The following is an 18,849-nucleotide window of genomic DNA, read 5'->3' as shown; positions in this document are numbered from 1 at the left end:
TCACACCCCCTTCACAACGTCAGCGGTGATCATTGGCACGCCCAGCTGTGTCGCGAGATTCATCGCCGCGATCACCAGGTTGCCGATGGCCAGCGGGTACAGCAGGGAAACCGTCTCGTCGCGAACACCACGCCGGCTGGGCTGGGACAGTCGCGCCGCAATGGCCTGAATGCCGCTGGCATCAATGACTTCGCCGAGCACTTTGCCCGCACGGTCAAAACGAAAATTCAAGAACTCTTCCAGGCGACCACCTTCGATTGGCGTCAAGGTGACCCGCTCGCAACGCTGAACGACTTCACGCACATCGGCGTTGCGTTCGCTGAGTTTCACGCCCAGTTCCGGCTGTCCGATCATGATGATGCTCACCAGCTTGGTGAACCCGACCTCCAGTTCCAGGATGCGCTTGAGGTGTTTCAGCGTCGGGATCGGCAGACTGTGTGCTTCTTCGATCACCAGGCAGTGGCGGTATCCGGCTGCGTGAGACTCTTTCAGAGCCTTATGCAGTTGAGCAAAGCGCGCCTCGGGGCTGCTCTTGGGTTTCGCCAGTGGTGCGACAGCAGCCATCATCGACTCAGCAATGTGAGTGCTTTTGAGGGATTTACCCTTCGTGTCGTTGTCTTCGGAAGCCAGGACATAGGGCTCGATGATGATCACCGGGTCATTGTTCTCAGCAATGCGGTTCACCAGGTCACGGCGAAGAGTGCTTTTACCCGCGCCGGACTCACCCTCGACCGCGAGGAACCCACCGTGGCGAGCGGTCTGATACATGATCTCGCGAACGTAGCGAATGTCTGGACTGACCCACATGTCCTGGGCGCACTGCAGCTCATCAAACGGATCGCGGAACAGGCTGAAGGCTTTGCGGGTATTTGGCTGCAAGGTCTGTTTAGGCAGTAACATAGGTTCGTCCTCCCCGGACGGCTCTTTTTTAAGGGCCGGATCTGTCGTGTTGGCGCACGGCAGATCCACTTCTTCAAAGGCGTTGGCGATATCGGCATCGTTGGCGCCAGATTCGGTCAGGAACACACGAATGCGCCCCTGCAGTTCGTCGCAGTCCAGACTGCGCGGCCAGTGGCCGTGGTTCAGCAGCTGGGCCACTGTGGCTCCGCTGAGACTCAGCGACTCGGCCAAGGCCGATTGCGAGCGGCCTACCCCCTGTAAAATTTGCTTTAGCTTCAACATCAATCACCTCCAACCGCAGCCAATACCAGGCTGAACGGTTTGCGCATGACCTCAACAGGTCGTTTCAGCTCGGCCTCAATGGCATCAAGCTGCTCTTGGGGAATTCCCTCCGGATATTTCTGCTGCAGCCAGCTGAAGCTTTCTGCGGACCAGAGATTGGCCAGACGTGGTTGCAGCCACTTCGCCGCCTCGACATGGGTTAACAGGGCGTGCTCCACTGTCGGGGCATTGACGTTTAGTGACGTACCGCGACGCGGGAGATAAGACGGAAGCACGGTGTCGCTGACATGTTTGTGCGGATCGATCAGGCCACCGAACGGCACAGCCTTGGCCTTACGAGCGGCTTCGGCGTCGGCTTGATTGGTGGTGCCGGTAGCGAGCTGTTCCAGGACCTTGCGCGATACCTGGGCCGGGGTTTCGGCGTGGCTCTTATATTGCTCACCAATCGTTGCCGAAGTTTCGGCAAAGCCGAACTCGTCCATCTCGATCCGCTCGATAACGTGATAGTTTTCGCGGCCGTCTTCACCGACCAGGACTGCGATGGCAGCATCCTTGTCGCGCCAGCAGTTGCGGGTAATCAGCAGCTTCTCGCCGACCATTACGCCCGGTACCGAGCTGACATCGAACTGAGCGCCACGGAACGAAACTCTCAACAGGTTGCTGACCTTGCGGTACTCCGGCGTGCTGACCGCCAGTTCTCGGCAGACCTCAATGCTCGGAGCCAAGCGCAGCTGTTCCTGCTTGATCAGCTGCCATACGCCATACCGGGTGCGCCGTGTACGGGTGTGAATCGCGGTGGCGTTGTAGTAACGCATCCACTTGTCAGCCCAGGTATTGATCTGCTCCAGGCTGTTCGCCGCCTGAAACTTCAACGCACTTTCAAACTCACGTTCAACGATGTTGTGCGCCTGTTCGACCTGACCCTTGGCCCGTGCATTGCCCACCTGGTTGATGATCAAGTTGATAGACATGGCACGGCAAAGGTTGCGAAAAATGCCACTGGTCATAGCTGCACCTGGGTCGGTCATCAGCATCCAAGGCACACCATGAAACGGGTCTGACCCGTGACGTTTTTGCATCGCGTTGATCAAAACGTTGCACAGGTTCTCCGCCGACTCAGCGCCCAGCACGTACTCCAGGTACAAAGTGCCGCTGGTGTGATCGGTGATGACGTAACGCCATAGCCGCTGACGTTCGATCTTCTTCAGGTTGCTGGGCTTGCCGTCATAGAACTCGTTTTTTTTCATCTCCCGTGCGCCATCATCAGCGAGGTAGAACTGCGTCGAGATCGATGCGTCCACCTGCCAAACATGGTTGGGATGATTGCTGGCCAGCGATACCGCAGGTGCGTCGTGCAGCAGTTGTTCCGGGTGCAACTTGTAACTCTGCAGGGCGCGACTGATTGCGCCGCTGGTCAACGGGCGCAGCAGGCCAGTTTCTTCATCCACCCGGCCAGCCACAATCAGGCCATTGCTGCGCAGCCGTTCGACGGCACGTTCGATGGTGGATAACTGCTTGTTGTTGGCGCGGATCGACTCCAGGAGCACTGCTGATATCAGACGGGCTTCTTCCAATGGCAAGGCGCTGTTACCTGCATCACTGCGACGTTTACGCGGCTTGGCCACTCGGACCTCCTTCAGCTTGCGCTGAAGTGTTTGGAGGGAAACACCCAGCTCAGCCGCGCCCGCCTTGTAGACGGCTGTACGCTGACCGTGCGGTGCGTTATCGGCGCGCAGGGCGATCTGCGCCAGTTGCTGGGTCTGTACTGGGTTCATGAATTAAGCCTCTGCCTGACTCAGCCATACCGGGGTGTCGCCCTGGTGTTCGGGCAGGTGAAACTCGCTGCGCACCGATGCCAAGGTAGTTTCGAGTTGGTGAATCAGAGCGGCTTTAAAGGTGCGATGGTCTTCACCACTTTCTGCGGCGTGCGCCTCCAGCTTGGTGAAGCCTTCACGCAACGAACCCAAGATGTTGGCTTCGGCCTCGTATGCAACGGCTGCGACTTCCTGGCGTAGTTCTTTCGCGGCCTCATCGGCAGGCATCGACTGAATGCGTTTGCGGGTTTTCTCCAGCTCTTGCTTGGTCTTGTCCAGTTCGGCGGTTTTCTTCGCCATGACTTCGCTTTGCGCTTCGTAGTCGGCGTTGGTCTCATCGAGGCGCTGAGTCAGCTCTTCTTTTTCCTTGGCGTGCTTGGCGATGATCTCTTCGGCAAGATCAACAAACGCGTCCTTGTCCCCGGCTTTGGCAACTTCGATCAATGCGGCTTTTGCGTCTTCAGGTAGGCGTCGGTACTGGCGCATTTCGCGGTATCCGATGCCCATGCGGGACATCGAGTCGAGGGCACTTTCACCGAACAGGCGAAGATTGCGAATATCCTCATCTACCTGGTCAACTGAGCGACCGAGCACCTGACAAAACTCTTCCCAAGTGCCGGTCAAAATTTCCGGACCGGTCCGGAGTTTCATGCCTTTAATTGCCCTGTAGAGCTTGTTTTCTTTGACGAAGGCTAATTTTGAAATCCGGACCGTCCGGGAAAAATCCTCAAAAGCACCAGCAGCTTGAGCCTGCCCGAGCAACTGATTTACGAGGTCACGTTCCTCGCTGTGCGAAGCCAGCATCGTTGCCATCAAATTCTGATCAGCAGTCAGTGCAGCACCATCCAGTGCGGGCAGGTCAATTGCCTCAGCGACTTCCTGTAGTTTGCGTCCCATCTTCATCCCCTTATTTCATTGAACCAGCAGCGATACGTTGATTGATTTCCTGCATCCGGTCGGTCAGGCGGGCCATGTGTTCGGCATGGGCCTGGGCGATTTGCAACATGCCAACGGAGTGAGCGAACCGACCGTTATCCAACTTCACCGCCAGCCCTTCTTCGATCAGGGTTTGCATGGCGCGGGTGATGTTGCTGGGGCTGTCCTTTGCCAACTGAGCCAGTTCGGTATTGCTGAGACCGGTTACCGTGTGGCCCTTCAGCGCTTTGAGGACACGCAATACTCGTGCAGCGGCAGAGACGGTACGGCTCATGGCTGTCCCTCCAGTTCGAGTTGTGGTTGTTGGGTTTGGCTGACATTGCCCCGGTGCCAGGCAAGCCCCTCCATCGCCGCCTGGATGGCAGCAAGGGTCTCATCGGCTTCGCAGTTGTTGGCATAGAAGGCCAACAGCTTTCCGGTCGCGGTGGTCAGCATTTCCTGCAGGGCTTGTGTGTCCTGTGCGGTGCACTTGCGACCTGTCGGCATTGCAATGGTCAGTCGGCCCGAACTAGCCGCGATCCAGCGCGTGACGAAATCGCAGCCGCAGGCCCGTTCATAAGGAAGGATAAAATTGGCAGGCATACGACCAGTCTGCAGCCACTTGTAAACCGACCAATGATCAGTGACCCCCATCTCATCGGCGATGCGCTCCACGCCTTTGTTGTGGGCCTCCTTTGCGAAGTCCTTACACAGCTCCATTGCATGGCGCAGTGAGGTCGGTTGGGCGTTCTTCCAGCGACGGCGATTCATTGGAACGCCCTCAGTAGAACTATTTCCAAACAATTACTCCGTTTGCAACTAGGCAAAAGGATTACTCCAGGCGCAATCTTTTCGGGTACATTCGCCGACATGGATACGAGATATGACCGACCAAATTGAAAAGCTGGAAGCCCAGGTGAATGCTCTGGCACAAGGCTGGTTGCGCCTTGTTGCGATGCTTGAGGTAGAAGGAGTAGTGAAACCGGAACGCATTGATCAGGTTTTGCTACCGATCCGCTGGCCGGGTCAACCAATTGAAGGCGAGGCAACGAAGACAATAGCTTGGCTGTGTGATCAGTTGGCTGGAGCGCGGGACGCTCGTAGGACGTCAAGGTAGCCATCACGCAGCCAACGCCATGGAGGGTTTGAGACCAAGTTTGACCGCAATATCATGGGCCTTGCCGTAGTTGGCTTTGGCTTGGCCATTGAGGACGCGGTACACCTCGTTACGGGTGTAACCGTTTTCGATAGCCCATTGAGTGATCGTTTTGCCGACACGACGGAAGTTTTCTTTCACCTGGTCGGCGGTTAGGGCTTTGGCATGGGTGGCCATAGTGGTGGCTCCTGTGATGCAAAGATAATTGGGTTATGTGGCAATCATGATGGTATCTAAAAAGATACCTGTCAAGTGGTGATGTATGCTTTTGAGTATCGGAGAGCGCCTTAGAGAGGAGCGAGAGCGGCTGGGTTACAGCCAATCTGCGATTGGAGCTGTCGGGGGAGTCAGGAAGCTTGCTCAACTGAAGTACGAACAAGGTGAAAGGTATCCCGGTGCGGACTACCTTGCTGCGCTTGCAAAGATCGGCGCAGATACGCTTTACATCGTGACTGGGGAGCGGTCTGCGGGTGCTCTCACAGCGGATGAAACTGAGTTGCTAGAGAAATTTAGGTCAGCACCATTAGCGGTAAAAGCGGCTGCTATCGCGGCTGTCACTGCCGGCTCTGCTTCTGTCAAACAAACATTCCATGGTGCGGTGGGCCAGTCGGTTGCTGGCGATGTCACCAACAAGGCAGGTGTTACCTTCAATTTTGGGGATGTGAAATCCAAGGAGTAACCCATGAGCCAGGATTTTCATGGTGATGTTGGCCAAGCGGCGGCTGGTGACATCAACAATTACGGCATCAATATCAACCTTGCCGACAAAGCTGAAGCGCGGGGGCTGGTCACAGCTCAGCGGAAGGAGCTACATCAATTGCGCGCAAAGTGCGAGGAACTGGGTGATGATCCGCGGGATGTTTGGCGCCTTGTTCATGCTCAGCTTGGGGTCACAACAATTAGCGAAATCACCGCTGAGCAGTTCTTAAATGCACGAGGCGTGTTGCAAGCAAGGCTGGAATATCTGCAAGAAGAAGCTGATAAACGTAGGTTGGTCGGCAAGGTATTGCGGGTCGTTGCTGAAAAAGATGCCAAGGCTGAGATGAACAATTTCTGCGAGTTAACCTTCGGCCGCACACAGCTCAACAACCTTTTAAAAACTCAGCTGCAAATGACCCTTGAGTTTGTCCAAGGCTTCGTGCCAAGTCGGCAGGAAACACTATCGACTCCCGAGGCCGGCAACCTGACCATCAAGGAATTTTTGATTTTGCATCAGAAAAATGCAGCGGGATTATTCTTCCTCGGTATCTGTATTGGCGGTATTTTGTTCTAGTTGGAATATGGAGGCGCGTGAAAGCGCCTGTTTGACATCTTCAGACTTTAAATAGGGAGATCACCTTTGAAAGTTATATTTTTTATTCTGGCGTCATTTTGCTCCATGGCAGCAAGTGCGCAGACTATTGCGGAAAAGCTAACGACATTGAGCCTGGATAGAACGGTTAGAAGTAGCTCTCCAGAGGTGGAGCGCACACAGGCGGCACTCACAAGAGGCTTAACCGTTTGCAATGTCGAGGATGAGGAAAAGCTCGCTAACATCGCATGGTTCATCACCAAGAAAATTCGCGCTGAAGGCCAGTATGCCGAGGCTACGGACGTAATCGAAGGAGCCAATGCTGTGCTTCTTGGCGCAAAAGCCAAACAAGATTGCGCTGAACTGCTGTCTTTGTATGCGGTGAATCGTATTCAAGGAAGCACGCACTCGGATGCAGTCGCTGGTGGTCGAGGCCTCTACCGCTCAACTGGAGTTATTGAGTAAACACATAGAGAAGTTTTTGTAGTTAGTAATCTCTTTAAACTCGATTAAAAGCCCTCCTGTACCACGCCGCCCATCATGGCGGCGTGTGTATTTCTGGCGTCCGAAAGTGGCGGCGCCATTACAGGAGGCGTCCCATGCGACCCGAAACCCCTCGCGGTATCCGCAACTTCAATCCCGGCAACATTCGTCATGCCAAGGGCGTTCGCTGGCAAGGCATGGCCGTTGCCCAGTCTGATACCAACTTCGTTCAGTTCAATGGCCCACGTTGGGGCATTCGAGCTATTGCCCGTGTACTCATCACATACCAGGACAAGCGTCTGGCCGCTGATGGCAGCCGGATCGACAGTGTGCGCGAGATTGTTGAGCGCTGGGCTCCGGCCTCCGAAAACGACACACAGGCGTACACCCTGCAAGTCGCTCGCGCCATGGGTCTCGATCCGGACTTTGAAGGCGTCGATGTGTATCGGTACGACACCATGCGCGCCCTGGTGCTGGCGGTTATCCACCATGAAAACGGCTCAGGTCCATTGCCTGGCGGACAGTGGTACGGCGAATCGGTAATTGCGGATGGGCTGGCCCTGGCTGGCATCGAGCGCGGGGTACAGCACGGTGCGGGAGTTCCCGCATGAAACTGATCCGCGATTGGCGGTGCTGCTACAAACTCTACAGCGTCCAACTCGGCGTGCTGATCGCCTTGTTTGGTTTCGCTCAACTTGAGCTGCTACCGATGTGGCAGGCGCAGCTTTCACCCAGGGCCTACGCAGCGTTCAACAGCGGTCTGGGACTGCTGCTATTCGTCGCTCGCCTGATCAAACAAGCCCCTAATCGGGAGGTTCAGCCATGAGATTGAACCTGTTTGGCAGGACCTTCACGGCGCTGATGGCGGGCTTGATTGGCGCCTGGCGCTGGACTATTCCGAGTACAGCCGCTGGCACCTGGATCAGATCCAGCGTCATGCCTCCTAGCTCCCATGGAAAGACCGGCATCACTGCGGCAAAACGCCGTGCACGTAAATCACGCAATCGCTTGAGGCATCGTCATGGGCGCGCTTGAACAGCTTGTCTGGCCGTTACCGGCTCGCCTGGCTGCGATGGCTTTGTCTTGCTTCCTCAGTGCAGCGGCAGCGGGTTCAGTGGCCTATGGCTTCGGGTTTCGTTACGCCGAATCGTTGGGCGCCACCGGCATGGCAAACCTCAAGAGCACTCACGCAGAACAGGCGCTGGCCGTCGAAACCGCCAACCGTGTGCAGCTGCTGCAGCAAGTCAACCGTGCCACCGAAACCGAGGCCCTGCTGTCTGCCACGGTCGACCGTTTCACAGAAGAAAAACGCCAGCTCCAGGAGCGCATTCCCCATGTCACGACCCAATACATTGCCGCGCCTGGCGCTGCTGCTGTGCCTATCCCTCGTTGCGTGTTCACTGCTGGCTGGTTGCGCGACTACAACACCGCCCTCGGTGTGCCCGCCTCCGGACCAGGCACCACTGCCACTACTTCTGAAAAAGCGACCTGGCCCGCCACCGGCACTGACGCCGAGCTACTGGAAAGCGGCGTCACTGCCGCCGACATTCTTGCCCACGCCCAGGACTACGGCGTGTGGGCCCGATCCAACCTTGCCCAGCTCAATGCCCTGCTTGATCTCCAAGAAAAGGACTGACGCCCTATGGATGTAGCTGAACACGCTACAGAAGAAGACGACATCGCTGAGGCTGCACTGCGCGTTCGTAACAGCGGGTTGCAACGACGCTCAGGTCGCTCGGCCTACCGTTGTGAGGAATGCGGTGACGCCATTCCCGAAGATCGTCGCCAGGCGGAGCCTGGTACCGAACATTGTTTTGATTGCATAGACGCCTTGGAATTATTGGCCACTCGGGGTTTTGAATGAACTTGAACGAACTCAACTTCGGCTTTCAGTCCGTGCAGTGGCTGATCCTCACGGTACTCGGCATTTACACCTGGATGACCAAACGCCAGGCGGCCAGTGCTCAGGAACTGTTGGAGCTGCGCACCCGCATCGTCGCCCTGGAAGAACACGTTCGACACCTTCCAGACCAGACGGCCGTGACCGATCTGCTGGGGGACATGAAAGCCGTACGTGCCGAACTGTCGGGGGTCAAGGATGCGCTCGGCCCTTTAGCCCGTTCGCTGGATCGGATCAATGATTACTTGTTGCGAGAAAAAGCATGAGCCAATACGCCGACTTTATCCGCCAGGACGTTCGCCTGGTGATCCTGCGCCTGCTGGTCGAGATGACGGCCTATCGCGCCAACAGCTCTGTCCTAACCATGGCCCTGGATAGTTACGGCCACACACTCAGCCGTGATCAGGTGAAAACGGAGCTGCATTGGCTGGCCGAACAAGGCGCTCTGACTGTTGTCGATGTCGGCCCGGTGCTGGTGGCCACGCTCAGCGAGCGCGGCCAAGACATTGCTGCAGGGCGTGCTCGCGTTCCTGGTATCAAACGGCCGGGGGCATAACCATGGCGGGCAAGTCCTCCATCAATCGTCTGCCGTCGATTGTCAAGGCCTATATCCAAAAGTTGTTGCGCGAAGACCGCATGACTTTGGACGACATGCTGTCAGATATCCAGGCGCGCTTTCCCAACGAAAAAGCCCCCAGCCGCAGTGCGCTGGGTCGCTTCAAACTCGGTTTCGACGAACTGACAAGCAAGGTTCGCCAACAGCGCGAGATGGCCGAAGTCTTTGTTGGTGCCTTCGGCGAGGATGCCTCGGACAAAACCGGCGTGTTGTTGGTGGAAGCCATCTCGACACTGACCTATCAAGCAGCCATGGGCGCTCATGAAAAGGACGAGGTGACCATCGCCGAAGTTTCGGCGCTGGCACGCGCAGCCAAAGCCACCATGGAGGCGCGGACGATGAGCGTGAAGGAGCGTCAGGTCATCGAGAAAGCGGCCCGCGAACGTCTGCTCCAGGAGCAAGCCGCCGAGCTGGATAGCGCCGTGAAAGCCAAAGGCATGACCGAAGATCAAGCCATGTTCTGGCGCCAGAAATTCCTGGGCGTGAAGCGATGAAACCCTCTGCCAGCACACTGCGCGTCATCGAGTGGGACGAGCTACCACCGAGCGTCCGGGAAATACCATCGGGGTACAACCCGTTGGACGAGGGCATCTTGATGGCCCACCAGTCGGAATGGCTGGGTATCGATGCACAAATCAAGCTCTGTGAAAAAGGTCGACGCACCGGCATTACCTTCGCCGAGGCATTGGACTCGGTCATCACCGCTGCTTCGCAAAAGTCTGCAGGCGGCATGGACTGCTTCTACATCGGCGACACCAAGGAAAAGGGCCTGGAGTTCATCGGCTACTGCGCGAAGTTCAGCCGGGTGATGGCCGAGGCTCAGGCGTCGGGCGTCAGCGAGATCGAGGAGTTTCTGTTCGACGACCAGGACGATGCGGGCAACACCCGGCAAATCAACGCCTACCGCATCCGCTACGCCTCGGGCTTCAAGATCGTTGCGTTGTCCAGTAACCCGGCCGGCGTGCGTGGTTTGCAGGGCAAGGTCATCATCGACGAAGCCGCGTTTCACCGTGACGTGTCGGCCGTGCTCGATGCCGCCACCGCGCTGCTGATTTGGGGCGGTCGAATCGTCATCATCAGTACGCACAACGGCAAGGGCAACGCGTTCAACCAGATGGTCAACGACATCCGGGACAAACGTTATGGCGACAGCGCCGAAGTCTATCGGGCCACCTTTGACGATGCCGTGGCCAACGGCTTGTTTGAGCGCGTGTGCTACATGGCCGGTAAGGTGGCCACGGCAGAAGACAAGGAAGCCTGGTACAAGAAGATCCGCAACGCCTACGGCCCCCGCAAGGCACAGATGCGTGAAGAGCTTGATGCGATCCCACGTGACGGCAACGGCGTGTGCATTCCCGGCGTGTGGATCGATGAGGCCATGCGCCCCGGCCGAATCGTACTGCGCCTGGCGCTGCAGGACGACTTTACCCAGCAGCCCGTTCAACGCCGCGATGCCTATGTTGAGGACTGGATAGAGCGCAATCTGGCGCCGCTGGTAAGCCAACTCGCTCCAGATCTGCGCCACTACCTAGGCATGGACTACGCCCGGCACCGTGACTTTTCCATCGCATGCCCGATGTCGGTCGACCAGTCTCGCCAGCGGGACGTGCCTTTTGTCATCGAGATGCACCGTGTCCCTGCACGCCAGCAAAAGTTGGTGCTGTTCTACACGCTGCGCGGGTTGCCTCGCTTTAGTGGTGCGGCGCTCGATGCGTCGGGCAACGGCGAAACACTCGCCGAAGAGACCGCCGACGAGTTCGGCCACAACCTCATCAAACAGGTCAAAATCAGTCGGGCCTGGTACGGCGCGTGGATGCCGAAGTTCGTCGGACTGTTTGAAGACAACACCATCACCATTCCCCAGGACGACAATCTGCACCAGGACGTACGCGCCATCGAGACGGTGGACGGCATCCCGATGATCGTTAAGGCCCGTTCACAAGACCTCAAAGACCCGGATCTGTACCGCCACGGAGACTTCGCGGGGGCCGGCGCACTGGCCAACTTTGCCACGCTGGAAGTCACCTCCGGCCCGGTGTCGGTCAAATCACGCCGCCCTCGTCAGGGCAGACGCATCACTCAGGGATACGCATGAACAAGAGAGGCTTGTGGGTCAGCCCCACCGAATTCGTCAGCTTTGCCGACGCCAAGCGCAGCTCGACGCTCAACCAACATATTGCCACTCGTGGGCGTTCCAACGCGGGCGGCTTCAGCGGCGCCAACCTGCCCAACCCCGACCCAATTCTCAAGGCACAGGGCAAAGACATCACTGTCTATCGGGACCTGCGCAGCTCTGCGTTGGTAGGCGGCAACGTCCGGCGTCGCAAGGCCTCCGTGCTTTCACTGGAGCGCGGAATCAAACGCGGCGTCGCGCCAATCAAGGTCGAGAGTTTCATCCGTGACTGGCTCACTGACCTTGACCTGGATCGCATTATTCGCGAGCTGCTCGATGCGCCGCTGTTCGGTTACCAGCCCGTTGAGCTGATGTGGCAGCCGGTAGGCATGAACCTGGTTCCAGAAGACCTGCTCGGCAAACCGGCCGAGTGGTTTTTCTATGACAAGGACAACGAACTTCGCTTCCGCTCCAAAGAGGCCGGCCAAGACGGCGAACTGTGCGACCCGCAGCGTTTCATCGTGGCCAGACAGGACGCAACTTACGCCAACCCCTACGGCTTCCCAGACCTGAGCATGTGCTTTTGGCCGGCGACCTTCATGAAAGGCGGCCTGAAATTCTGGGTCCAGTTCACGGAGAAATACGGCAGCCCTTGGGTCATCGGTAAACACCCACGCGGTGCCACCGACGGCGAAACTGATTTGCTGCTCGACAGCCTTGAAGCCATGGTGCAAGACGCCGTCGCCGCCATCCCGGACGACTCCAGCGTGCAGATCATCGAGGCCGCCGGCAAGGCCGGCAGCGCCGATGTTTACCGCGAGTTGTTGGAGTACTGCCGCAGTGAGATCAACGTGGCCATGCTCGGGCAAAACCAGACCACAGAGAAGGACAGCAACCGCGCCAGCGCGACAGCTGGCGCCGAAGTGGCGAAAGACATTCGCGACGGTGACGCGGGCATTGTCGCCGCCTCATTGAACGCCTGTATTCGCCTGGTCGTCGACCTCAACTTCGGCACTGACGTCGTGGCGCCGTTGTACGAGCTGTGGGAACAAGAAGAAATCGACAGGACACTGGCCCAACGTGATAAGGCGTTGACCGAGTCCGGGGTGAAGTTCACCAGTGCCTACTGGAAACGCACTTACAACCTGCAGGACGGCGATATCAATGAGGCGGTGGCCACCACCGAATCACCGGAGTTTGCTGAGCCGACTGTACGGCCACTACTGGATCAGATCGCCCTCGATCAGGCCATTGGCAGCTTGCCCGCCGAAGCGTTGCAACAACAGGCCGAGCAGGCCGTGGCGCCATTCATCGAAGCATTGCAGCGCGCCCGCGATGACTCAGAGGCGCTCGGTCTGCTTGCTGAAGCGTTCCCACAGATGGACGGCGAGGCGCTTCAACAACAGCTTGCCAACCTGTTGTTCATTGCTGATACCTGGGGCCGGTTGAGCGCCAGCGCGGACCGGGAGGATTGATATGGCTGCCTCGGATAAACGTCTTAGCCCCACCGACCTCAAAGCCATCTTTGGCCTTGAGCCCGAAAAGGCCATCGCCTACCTCAAGTTCAAGGGCTACGCGATCACCTGGAACTGGCAAGACATGCTTGATCAGGCGCACGACCAGGCCTTTACCGTGGCCAAGGCGATGCGCCTCGATCTGCTATCTGATATTCGGGCAGCACTGGAAACCGCGCTGCAGGACGGCCAGACCCTCAAGCAGTTCATCACGAACATGCAACCGACTCTGGAAACTCAAGGCTGGTGGGGGCAACAGGTCATTGTCGATAGCGAGGGCGTCGGCGAACTGGTGCAATTGGGTAGCCCGCGCCGGCTCAAGACGATCTATCAGACCAACCTGCAAAGCGCCTACATGGCAGGCCGTAAGGCCGACATGGAGCAAACCACCGACACCCACCCGTACTGGATGTACATCGCCATCCTGGATGGCAAGACCCGACCAAGTCACCGAGCACTGCATGGTCAAGTGTTCCGCCACGATGACCCCATCTGGTCCGCGATCTTCCCACCCAACGGATTCAACTGCCGCTGCCGTGTTGTCGCCTTGAGCGAAGCCGCAGTGAAACGTCGGGGTTTGAAGGTCGTGTCGAGCGAGGGGCGTATGTTCACCGATACCGTGGAGACCGGCACCGACAAACGTACCGGCGAGGTCAGAACAGCGCCGGTCACAGGCATCCGCACCACGGACGCGGCAGGCAAATCCGTAACATTCCGCACAGATCCAGGATTCAACCACGCACCCGGTACTGGCCTTGCCGACATGCTCAAACGCAAACAGACAGCCGCTTAGGAGATTTTTAATGTTCACCGTCGAACTGGATCACCAACGGTTGCAGACCGCCCTACGGAAGGTTGAGTGGGCCGTGGGTGATCTCGCGCCACTCATGCGCGGCATCGCTGCCGAGCTGGGCAGCCAGACTGAGGAGAACTTCGAAGCGGAAGGTCGCCCCGATTGGGCTGAGCTGTCCGATGTAACCACCACACGCCGCGAAAAAAACGGCAACTGGCCTGGACAGATGCTACAGGTCAGTGCGGCTGGTTTGGCGGCCTCGGTCACCACTCACGCGACCGATAGCTCGGCACTGGTCGGTAGCAACAAACCCTATGCAGCGATGATGCAGTTCGGTGGTGACAAGTCGGACTTCCCTCATCTGTGGGGCGACATACCAGGTCGTCCGTATTTACCGATGAACGCCGAGGGCGAGCTGCAGCCTGAAACTGAGGAAGCCATTCTTGAGTTGGCTGTGAATCATCTGGAAAAAGCCGCCCGCCTGTAACCCCTCTAGAAGCACCCAGCTGACCTTGCAGCTCCGGTTCATCCTCACAGCCACTGGAAAATCGTCGTAAAGGCTTTATAAAGGCTCATTGGGCCTCTCTTGATGCGGGGCCGCGCATAGAAGTGAGATTGCGATGAGCCAGATGAACAAAATGGAGCAAGAGGTCGTTTATCTTACTGCCGTGGTTGAGCTGATTAGATCAATGGTCAATAAAGCCATGTTCAGTGTCATCGCTGAGGGGGAGCACAAAAACGTTTGGTTCGAGTCGTCTACTCACAAGCAATTTTTTTCAATCGCGTTGGTGGATTTTTTATCCACCACTGACAAAGATGCCCCTGTGCCGAAGACCTCCTATTTGAACGCACTACGGACCATTGCCAACGAACCGAGTTTTGAACAATCCGGATCGGTGGCACACCTGAAACAGACCATCGATAATTTTTCGAACTGGCTGGATACAGAAATCGAGGTAGACGCTTGGCTCCCGTCTATTGATCAACAGGTAGTTTTGCAAATATCTCGAAGCTTGCTGCTGAAAATCGGCGGCAATCTATCCAAGCATAATTTCCTTCGCTCGGTAGGCGTTGCGAAAGATCTGCAACGCCTCCTGTCGAACGCTGGAGCAGACGTGGAACTGCACCAAGCGATTCTCGCGCAGCCGGAGATTTATGAAGTCTTTCACATCGATGTCGCCGCCTATCACGCAAGCACAATTGCCGAATTCCTGAATGAGCTTTGGTGGGGCATCCAGACCTATCTCACCCCCGAGTTTCATCGAAGCATAATTCGTGAATACGACGGCACTGGCAGATATCGGTATCAGTATCCAGCTGAAATAACGCATCCCTTTGGTAAAAGTTGCTATTGGAATCTCCTGAATCAGGTTCGCTCGGGACCGATCTTTGAGCGTTTTAAAATCACGCCCCACCTCAAAGGTAATTACTGAGCTAACAGCCAACTCACTCTTTAAACTCGATTAAAAGTCCTGGGTCATTCATTGGCCCAGGCTGTGCGCATTACCTCCACGCAGCGCACAGTCATGAAACCACTGCACATCTTCAAATCCGGCAGCCACACCGCAATGAATGGCGTCAGCTTCGACTTTAGCGAGTCTGATCTGGCCGCCACGGTGGACGCGTACGACCCGGCCCTGCACGAAGCCCCGATGGTCATCGGCCACCCGAAGCATGACGCCCCGGCCGCTGGCTGGGTCAAGTCGCTGACGGCTACTGCTCAAGGCCTGATCGCCGAACCACAACAGGTCGACCCGGCATTCGCTGAGCAAGTGGCCAAGGGCAGCTACAAGAAAATTTCCGCCTCTTTCTACCACCCCGACGCCGCTAACAACCCCGTGCCCGGCGTGTACTACCTGCGCCATGTCGGCTTTCTCGGCGCCCAACCGCCAGCCGTAAAAGGGCTACGCCCCATTGAGCTGGCCGACGGAGAGGAAGGCGTTGTCGAGTTCGGCGACTACGGCCACGAACTCAACTCCGACATGTGGCGCCGTTTCCGCGAATGGCTCATTGGCAAATTCGACAAAGACACCGCCGATCAGGTGGCCCCATCTTGGGCTATCGACAGCCTCGCCGAAATCGCCCGCCAGCCCGAACCGGGCGATCAACCCGCTTTCTCCGACCCCACCCGATCCACTGAGGTAACCAACATGTCCGTCCAAGACAAATCCGCCCTGGAGGCGGAGAACAAGCGCCTGAAGGCCACCATCGCAAAACACGACAAGGACGCCCGCTCCGCTGCCCAGGAAGCCATCCACGCGAAGAACGTCGAGTTTGCCGAGAAACTGGTGGCAGCGGGCATGAAACCCGTTCACGCCTCGGCGGTGATTGCTGCACTGGACTACGCCGACTCCAGCGAAACCCCGTTGGAGTTCGGCGAAGAGGACGCCCGCGAGCCATTGAGCGATGGCCTGAAAGCGATCTTCAGTGACCTGGCCGGCGGTGTCAGTTTCGCTGAAGTCGCCACCAAGACCCGCGCCGGACAGACCATTCCCCAAACCACCAACCCATTGCTGGCCGACGCTGAAGCCCGCTCGAAACGATAGGAGGCCCCATGGCCACGTTTACTCAACCGAAAGATCCGGGCGACTTGCTCTTGGTCGAGGTCTGCCCAGGCTGGACGAAAGACAAAATCACTTTGCTGGCGGGGACGAATTACCCATTTGGCCAGGTTCTGGCGAAAGTCTCCGGCAAGTACCAGGCGCTTGATCTCGCTGGCACTGGCTCGGCCAAAAAGTCTGCGGCGGTTTTGATTGAAGCAGTGGACGCAACGGTCGGTGACAAGCCCGGCGTGGTGGTCTCCCGCGGAGCCGTCATCGACCCCGCCGAACTGGCATGGCCAGCCGGCGTCACCGAACCCCAGAAGGCCACCGCCCTGGACGAACTCAACGCCCTTGGCATCGTTGCCCGTACGGCCCTCTGATCAGGAGTACTCCATGAATCTGCAAGACATGTTCAGCATTGCCAACCTTACCGCCGCCGTGAACAAGCTTCCCGCGATTCCCGGCAAAGTCGGCGCGATGGGGTTGTTTGACGAGAAAGGCGTTACCAGCACCAGCGTGGTTATCGATGAACGCGAAGGCCGCCTGATACTCGTCCCGAACACCTCGCGCAATGACGATCCTGCCGCAACCAAGGCTGGCAAACGAAAGCGCCGTAGCTTTGAAACACTGCACCTGCCGATCAACCGGCCAATCCTGCCAAGCCAGTTGCAGGGCATCGCTGCATTTGGCCAGGAAAGCACCACCGCACCCGTGGCCACGGTGATCAACGACAACCTGCAAGAGCTGAAAAACAGCATCGAGGCCACCCGAGAGTTTCAGCGTGTGGGCGCCTTGCGTGGCAAGTTGCTGGACGCAGACGGCTCGGTTCTGTTCGACCTGTTTGACGAATTCGACGTCGAACAGAAAAAGATCACGGTTGCCCTGGGTAACGCTCAAACCAACGTGCGTAAAGCATGCCTGGATGCCAAGCGCTACGCCGAATCTAAGCTGGGCGGCGTCATGGTCACGGGTTTCCGTTCTTTCTGCGGGCCTGATTGGTTCGATGCCTTCACCGATCACGCCAAGGTCAAAGACGCCTTTGCCCACTATCAGGAAGCCCAAGACCGTATCGGCGGAGACATGCGTTCCGGGTTCACCTTCGGCGGCATCGAGTTCATCGAGTACGACGTCACCGTCAGCGGTCAACGTTTCATTCCGGCCGATATTGCTCAGGTGTTCCCGGTGGCCCGTGGTGTGTTCCGCATGTTCAACGCACCGGCCAACTACAACGAAACCGTCAACACCCTGGGCCAGCCGTTCTACAGCAAGGCTGAGGAACGCAAGCTGGGCAAAGGTTGGGATCTGGAAGCCCAGGCCAACCCGTTGGCCATGTGCTTGTTCCCTGAAGCACTGGTCGAGCTGAAGGCGGGCTGACCTATGCGCTACTGCACCCGCGCCGACATCGGCAACGCTATTCCTGATATGACGCTGATTCAGCTCTCCAACGATGATCCTGCGGCTGAGCTGCCCAATGAAAGGGTCATTGAGGACGGCGTACGTCAGGCGGAAGAGTTGGTGGATGGCTACCTTCGGGGCCGCTACAACCTGCCGCTCGATCCAGTGCCGACTTTGTTGCGGGACGCAGTGGTCTACTTGGCGCGGCACTGGCTGTATCAGCGCCGCCCCGAGGGTGCATTGCCCGATGCAGTGAAGGACAGCCGCAAGGACACCATCAAGCTCCTGGAAAGTATCCGCGATGGTGTTGTTACCTTGGGCATGCCCAGCGGCCAGGCTGCGCCAGAGCCTGGTGAGATTCGCGTGCGCGCCCGTCGTCAGCAGTTTGATAGCGATCTCTGGGGGCGTTACTGATGAGCACAGCCCAGCCCAAAACCCAAACCGAGCAGCTACTCGATGCGATGCGTGCCCGACTGCAGGAACAGTTCGGGCAGTCGTTGATGGTCGAGCTGTTCCCCGAGAACCCAACAGCGTATCGACTGAATCATCCGCGTGGGGCGATCTTGCTGGCTTACGGAAAATCGACCTTCGGAGGGTCCGAAGCCGGTGATGCGATGTTCCAGGCACGCAATATCGTCGTCAGATTGACCCTAGTGTTCCGCCAGCTCAATGGCAAAGACGGTGTGATCAGCTACCTCGATCAGATCCGCACATGCCTGACCGGCTGGTATGCACCTCACTGTGACCAGGCGTGCCGTCCTGTTGCCGAGCAATTTATCGGCCAGATAACTGGGCTGTGGCAATACGGCCAGGACTTCGCTCTTCGTGCCACTCAGCTGCAGATCATGGCTCCTGAAGGTGGGCCGCTGCTCAAACATGCTCATTTCGAGGAAGACCAATGACTCTTACCCGCTACATCTATACCGGCCCGCAAAGCGCCGCCTCCCTGCGGGTAGGCGAATCCCGCGAATTGCTTGAAGTGCAACTGCTCTCTGGAAAACCGGTCGAGCTGCCGGCCGATCACGAGTACACCCTGGTGTTGTTGGAACTCAAGCACCTGGTACTTGCACCACCTGACGCGAAACCTGCCAGCAAGACTGCGGTTGCGCCTCAGAAATCTGGACAGGAGTAACG

28 protein-coding genes are annotated in these 18,849 nt (G+C 57.6%); 22 read left to right on the top strand and 6 right to left on the bottom strand.

The genetic code is table 11. From position 1 onward, the window contains the following. Genes ACYZT6_RS02840 through ACYZT6_RS02820 form a run of 5 tightly spaced genes read right to left on the bottom strand, consistent with a single transcriptional unit; the run spans position 1 to position 4,682 of the window. Positions 1-1,182 (bottom strand): ExeA family protein, encoded by a 1,182-nt coding sequence (locus ACYZT6_RS02840; RefSeq protein ID WP_462025637.1) that lies wholly within the window; start codon positions 1,180-1,182, stop codon positions 1-3. After that, positions 1,182-2,957 carry a transposase family protein gene (locus ACYZT6_RS02835; RefSeq protein ID WP_462025636.1) on the bottom strand — a complete coding sequence of 592 codons (1,776 nt, stop codon included), beginning with the start codon at positions 2,955-2,957 and terminating at the stop codon, positions 1,182-1,184. The genes ACYZT6_RS02840 and ACYZT6_RS02835 overlap by 1 nt, the downstream gene beginning before the upstream one ends. Positions 2,958-2,960: 3 nt before the next feature. After that, on the bottom strand, positions 2,961-3,893 hold the full coding sequence (locus ACYZT6_RS02830) for a hypothetical protein (RefSeq protein WP_462029902.1): 933 nt from the start codon (positions 3,891-3,893) through the stop codon (positions 2,961-2,963). A 10-nt stretch (positions 3,894-3,903) separates the two neighbouring features. After that, positions 3,904-4,206, bottom strand: coding sequence for a helix-turn-helix domain-containing protein (locus ACYZT6_RS02825; RefSeq protein WP_462025635.1), 303 nt, complete (start codon positions 4,204-4,206; stop codon positions 3,904-3,906). Continuing rightward, positions 4,203-4,682 carry a hypothetical protein gene (locus ACYZT6_RS02820; protein ID WP_462025634.1) on the bottom strand — a complete coding sequence of 160 codons (480 nt, stop codon included), beginning with the start codon at positions 4,680-4,682 and terminating at the stop codon, positions 4,203-4,205. Before ACYZT6_RS02820 ends, ACYZT6_RS02825 begins: the two co-directional genes overlap by 4 nt. A 112-nt stretch (positions 4,683-4,794) precedes the next feature. Between ACYZT6_RS02820 and ACYZT6_RS02815 the strand changes: the two genes are divergently transcribed. Beyond that, positions 4,795-5,028, top strand: a complete 234-nt coding sequence (locus tag ACYZT6_RS02815; protein ID WP_462025633.1) for a hypothetical protein — start codon at positions 4,795-4,797, stop codon at positions 5,026-5,028. A 3-nt stretch (positions 5,029-5,031) separates the two neighbouring features. Here ACYZT6_RS02815 and ACYZT6_RS02810 read toward each other — a convergent pair whose 3' ends face one another. Then, positions 5,032-5,244, bottom strand: coding sequence for a DNA-binding protein (locus ACYZT6_RS02810; protein WP_462025632.1), 213 nt, complete (start codon positions 5,242-5,244; stop codon positions 5,032-5,034). Between the two features lie 85 nt (positions 5,245-5,329). On the opposite strand from ACYZT6_RS02810, the gene ACYZT6_RS02805 reads away from it, so the two are divergent. The 21 genes from ACYZT6_RS02805 (at position 5,330) to ACYZT6_RS02705 (ending at position 18,847) form a co-directional block, all read left to right on the top strand. Next, the gene (locus tag ACYZT6_RS02805) at positions 5,330-5,746 is read left to right on the top strand and encodes an XRE family transcriptional regulator (protein WP_462025631.1); all 417 of its coding nucleotides are present in this window, start codon (positions 5,330-5,332) and stop codon (positions 5,744-5,746) included. 3 nt (positions 5,747-5,749) lie between these two features. Further along, positions 5,750-6,340: a hypothetical protein gene (locus tag ACYZT6_RS02800; protein ID WP_462025630.1), complete on the top strand. Its 591-nt coding sequence runs from the start codon at positions 5,750-5,752 to the stop codon at positions 6,338-6,340. A 66-nt stretch (positions 6,341-6,406) separates the two neighbouring features. After that, positions 6,407-6,823 carry a hypothetical protein gene (locus tag ACYZT6_RS02795; RefSeq protein ID WP_462025629.1) on the top strand — a complete coding sequence of 139 codons (417 nt, stop codon included), beginning with the start codon at positions 6,407-6,409 and terminating at the stop codon, positions 6,821-6,823. Positions 6,824-6,957: 134 nt separating this feature from the next. Then, positions 6,958-7,452 carry a structural protein gene (locus ACYZT6_RS02790; RefSeq protein WP_462025628.1) on the top strand — a complete coding sequence of 165 codons (495 nt, stop codon included), beginning with the start codon at positions 6,958-6,960 and terminating at the stop codon, positions 7,450-7,452. Continuing rightward, positions 7,449-7,667 carry a DUF7940 domain-containing protein gene (locus tag ACYZT6_RS02785; RefSeq protein WP_462025627.1) on the top strand — a complete coding sequence of 73 codons (219 nt, stop codon included), beginning with the start codon at positions 7,449-7,451 and terminating at the stop codon, positions 7,665-7,667. The genes ACYZT6_RS02790 and ACYZT6_RS02785 overlap by 4 nt, the downstream gene beginning before the upstream one ends. Positions 7,668-7,862: 195 nt before the next feature. Next, entirely contained in the window at positions 7,863-8,477 is a 615-nt protein-coding gene (locus tag ACYZT6_RS02780) for a lysis protein (protein WP_462025626.1), read from the top strand. A 6-nt stretch (positions 8,478-8,483) separates the two neighbouring features. Beyond that, positions 8,484-8,705 (top strand): TraR/DksA C4-type zinc finger protein, encoded by a 222-nt coding sequence (locus tag ACYZT6_RS02775; RefSeq protein WP_462025625.1) that lies wholly within the window; start codon positions 8,484-8,486, stop codon positions 8,703-8,705. Continuing rightward, positions 8,702-9,007, top strand: coding sequence for a DUF2730 domain-containing protein (locus ACYZT6_RS02770; protein ID WP_462025624.1), 306 nt, complete (start codon positions 8,702-8,704; stop codon positions 9,005-9,007). The genes ACYZT6_RS02775 and ACYZT6_RS02770 overlap by 4 nt, the downstream gene beginning before the upstream one ends. Beyond that, the gene (locus ACYZT6_RS02765; protein WP_462025623.1) at positions 9,004-9,297 is read left to right on the top strand and encodes a VpaChn25_0724 family phage protein; all 294 of its coding nucleotides are present in this window, start codon (positions 9,004-9,006) and stop codon (positions 9,295-9,297) included. The genes ACYZT6_RS02770 and ACYZT6_RS02765 overlap by 4 nt, the downstream gene beginning before the upstream one ends. Positions 9,298-9,299: 2 nt before the next feature. Further along, positions 9,300-9,851: a phage protein Gp27 family protein gene (locus ACYZT6_RS02760; protein WP_462025622.1), complete on the top strand. Its 552-nt coding sequence runs from the start codon at positions 9,300-9,302 to the stop codon at positions 9,849-9,851. 101 nt (positions 9,852-9,952) lie between these two features. After that, positions 9,953-11,452: a hypothetical protein gene (locus ACYZT6_RS02755; RefSeq protein ID WP_462025621.1), complete on the top strand. Its 1,500-nt coding sequence runs from the start codon at positions 9,953-9,955 to the stop codon at positions 11,450-11,452. After that, positions 11,449-12,945 (top strand): DUF935 domain-containing protein, encoded by a 1,497-nt coding sequence (locus tag ACYZT6_RS02750; protein ID WP_462025620.1) that lies wholly within the window; start codon positions 11,449-11,451, stop codon positions 12,943-12,945. The genes ACYZT6_RS02755 and ACYZT6_RS02750 overlap by 4 nt, the downstream gene beginning before the upstream one ends. 1 nt (position 12,946) lies before the next feature. Beyond that, positions 12,947-13,777, top strand: coding sequence for a phage head morphogenesis protein (locus ACYZT6_RS02745; RefSeq protein WP_462025619.1), 831 nt, complete (start codon positions 12,947-12,949; stop codon positions 13,775-13,777). A 10-nt stretch (positions 13,778-13,787) separates the two neighbouring features. Next, positions 13,788-14,264 carry a phage virion morphogenesis protein gene (locus tag ACYZT6_RS02740; protein ID WP_462025618.1) on the top strand — a complete coding sequence of 159 codons (477 nt, stop codon included), beginning with the start codon at positions 13,788-13,790 and terminating at the stop codon, positions 14,262-14,264. Positions 14,265-14,397: 133 nt separating this feature from the next. Further along, on the top strand, positions 14,398-15,210 hold the full coding sequence (locus tag ACYZT6_RS02735) for a hypothetical protein (RefSeq protein ID WP_462025617.1): 813 nt from the start codon (positions 14,398-14,400) through the stop codon (positions 15,208-15,210). A gap of 93 nt (positions 15,211-15,303) precedes the next feature. Further along, positions 15,304-16,323 (top strand): phage protease, encoded by a 1,020-nt coding sequence (locus tag ACYZT6_RS02730; RefSeq protein WP_462025616.1) that lies wholly within the window; start codon positions 15,304-15,306, stop codon positions 16,321-16,323. A gap of 8 nt (positions 16,324-16,331) precedes the next feature. Next, positions 16,332-16,700, top strand: a complete 369-nt coding sequence (locus tag ACYZT6_RS02725) for a head decoration protein (protein ID WP_462025615.1) — start codon at positions 16,332-16,334, stop codon at positions 16,698-16,700. Between the two features lie 13 nt (positions 16,701-16,713). Then, positions 16,714-17,694, top strand: a complete 981-nt coding sequence (locus ACYZT6_RS02720; RefSeq protein ID WP_462025614.1) for a major capsid protein — start codon at positions 16,714-16,716, stop codon at positions 17,692-17,694. A gap of 3 nt (positions 17,695-17,697) precedes the next feature. After that, positions 17,698-18,129, top strand: coding sequence for a gp436 family protein (locus ACYZT6_RS02715; RefSeq protein ID WP_462025613.1), 432 nt, complete (start codon positions 17,698-17,700; stop codon positions 18,127-18,129). Continuing rightward, on the top strand, positions 18,129-18,617 hold the full coding sequence (locus ACYZT6_RS02710) for a Gp37 family protein (RefSeq protein WP_462025612.1): 489 nt from the start codon (positions 18,129-18,131) through the stop codon (positions 18,615-18,617). The genes ACYZT6_RS02715 and ACYZT6_RS02710 overlap by 1 nt, the downstream gene beginning before the upstream one ends. Next, positions 18,614-18,847 (top strand): hypothetical protein, encoded by a 234-nt coding sequence (locus ACYZT6_RS02705; protein WP_462025611.1) that lies wholly within the window; start codon positions 18,614-18,616, stop codon positions 18,845-18,847. The genes ACYZT6_RS02710 and ACYZT6_RS02705 overlap by 4 nt, the downstream gene beginning before the upstream one ends. Positions 18,848-18,849 lie beyond the last annotated feature (2 nt).

It is taken from the genome of Pseudomonas sp. RT6P73 (genome assembly GCF_054897715.1).
The sequence above is the reverse complement of the archived record's forward strand: the minus strand, read 5'-3'. Positions and strand labels throughout refer to the sequence as shown.

Bases quoted from the DNA above. Each gene is read 5' to 3' on its own strand.
- ACYZT6_RS02840 (WP_462025637.1), bottom strand. From the start codon at position 1,182: ATGTTGAAGCTAAAGCAAATTTTACAGGGGGTAGGCCGCTCGCAATCG.
- ACYZT6_RS02835 (WP_462025636.1), bottom strand. From the start codon at position 2,957: ATGAACCCAGTACAGACCCAGCAACTGGCGCAGATCGCCCTGCGCGCC.
- ACYZT6_RS02830 (WP_462029902.1), bottom strand. From the start codon at position 3,893: ATGGGACGCAAACTACAGGAAGTCGCTGAGGCAATTGACCTGCCCGCA.
- ACYZT6_RS02825 (WP_462025635.1), bottom strand. From the start codon at position 4,206: ATGAGCCGTACCGTCTCTGCCGCTGCACGAGTATTGCGTGTCCTCAAA.
- ACYZT6_RS02820 (WP_462025634.1), bottom strand. From the start codon at position 4,682: ATGAATCGCCGTCGCTGGAAGAACGCCCAACCGACCTCACTGCGCCAT.
- ACYZT6_RS02815 (WP_462025633.1), top strand. From the start codon at position 4,795: ATGACCGACCAAATTGAAAAGCTGGAAGCCCAGGTGAATGCTCTGGCA.
- ACYZT6_RS02810 (WP_462025632.1), bottom strand. From the start codon at position 5,244: ATGGCCACCCATGCCAAAGCCCTAACCGCCGACCAGGTGAAAGAAAAC.
- ACYZT6_RS02805 (WP_462025631.1), top strand. From the start codon at position 5,330: ATGCTTTTGAGTATCGGAGAGCGCCTTAGAGAGGAGCGAGAGCGGCTG.
- ACYZT6_RS02800 (WP_462025630.1), top strand. From the start codon at position 5,750: ATGAGCCAGGATTTTCATGGTGATGTTGGCCAAGCGGCGGCTGGTGAC.
- ACYZT6_RS02790 (WP_462025628.1), top strand. From the start codon at position 6,958: ATGCGACCCGAAACCCCTCGCGGTATCCGCAACTTCAATCCCGGCAAC.
- ACYZT6_RS02785 (WP_462025627.1), top strand. From the start codon at position 7,449: ATGAAACTGATCCGCGATTGGCGGTGCTGCTACAAACTCTACAGCGTC.
- ACYZT6_RS02780 (WP_462025626.1), top strand. From the start codon at position 7,863: ATGGGCGCGCTTGAACAGCTTGTCTGGCCGTTACCGGCTCGCCTGGCT.
- ACYZT6_RS02775 (WP_462025625.1), top strand. From the start codon at position 8,484: ATGGATGTAGCTGAACACGCTACAGAAGAAGACGACATCGCTGAGGCT.
- ACYZT6_RS02770 (WP_462025624.1), top strand. From the start codon at position 8,702: ATGAACTTGAACGAACTCAACTTCGGCTTTCAGTCCGTGCAGTGGCTG.
- ACYZT6_RS02765 (WP_462025623.1), top strand. From the start codon at position 9,004: ATGAGCCAATACGCCGACTTTATCCGCCAGGACGTTCGCCTGGTGATC.
- ACYZT6_RS02760 (WP_462025622.1), top strand. From the start codon at position 9,300: ATGGCGGGCAAGTCCTCCATCAATCGTCTGCCGTCGATTGTCAAGGCC.
- ACYZT6_RS02755 (WP_462025621.1), top strand. From the start codon at position 9,953: ATGGCCCACCAGTCGGAATGGCTGGGTATCGATGCACAAATCAAGCTC.
- ACYZT6_RS02750 (WP_462025620.1), top strand. From the start codon at position 11,449: ATGAACAAGAGAGGCTTGTGGGTCAGCCCCACCGAATTCGTCAGCTTT.
- ACYZT6_RS02745 (WP_462025619.1), top strand. From the start codon at position 12,947: ATGGCTGCCTCGGATAAACGTCTTAGCCCCACCGACCTCAAAGCCATC.
- ACYZT6_RS02740 (WP_462025618.1), top strand. From the start codon at position 13,788: ATGTTCACCGTCGAACTGGATCACCAACGGTTGCAGACCGCCCTACGG.
- ACYZT6_RS02735 (WP_462025617.1), top strand. From the start codon at position 14,398: ATGAGCCAGATGAACAAAATGGAGCAAGAGGTCGTTTATCTTACTGCC.
- ACYZT6_RS02730 (WP_462025616.1), top strand. From the start codon at position 15,304: ATGAAACCACTGCACATCTTCAAATCCGGCAGCCACACCGCAATGAAT.
- ACYZT6_RS02725 (WP_462025615.1), top strand. From the start codon at position 16,332: ATGGCCACGTTTACTCAACCGAAAGATCCGGGCGACTTGCTCTTGGTC.
- ACYZT6_RS02720 (WP_462025614.1), top strand. From the start codon at position 16,714: ATGAATCTGCAAGACATGTTCAGCATTGCCAACCTTACCGCCGCCGTG.
- ACYZT6_RS02715 (WP_462025613.1), top strand. From the start codon at position 17,698: ATGCGCTACTGCACCCGCGCCGACATCGGCAACGCTATTCCTGATATG.
- ACYZT6_RS02710 (WP_462025612.1), top strand. From the start codon at position 18,129: ATGAGCACAGCCCAGCCCAAAACCCAAACCGAGCAGCTACTCGATGCG.
- ACYZT6_RS02705 (WP_462025611.1), top strand. From the start codon at position 18,614: ATGACTCTTACCCGCTACATCTATACCGGCCCGCAAAGCGCCGCCTCC.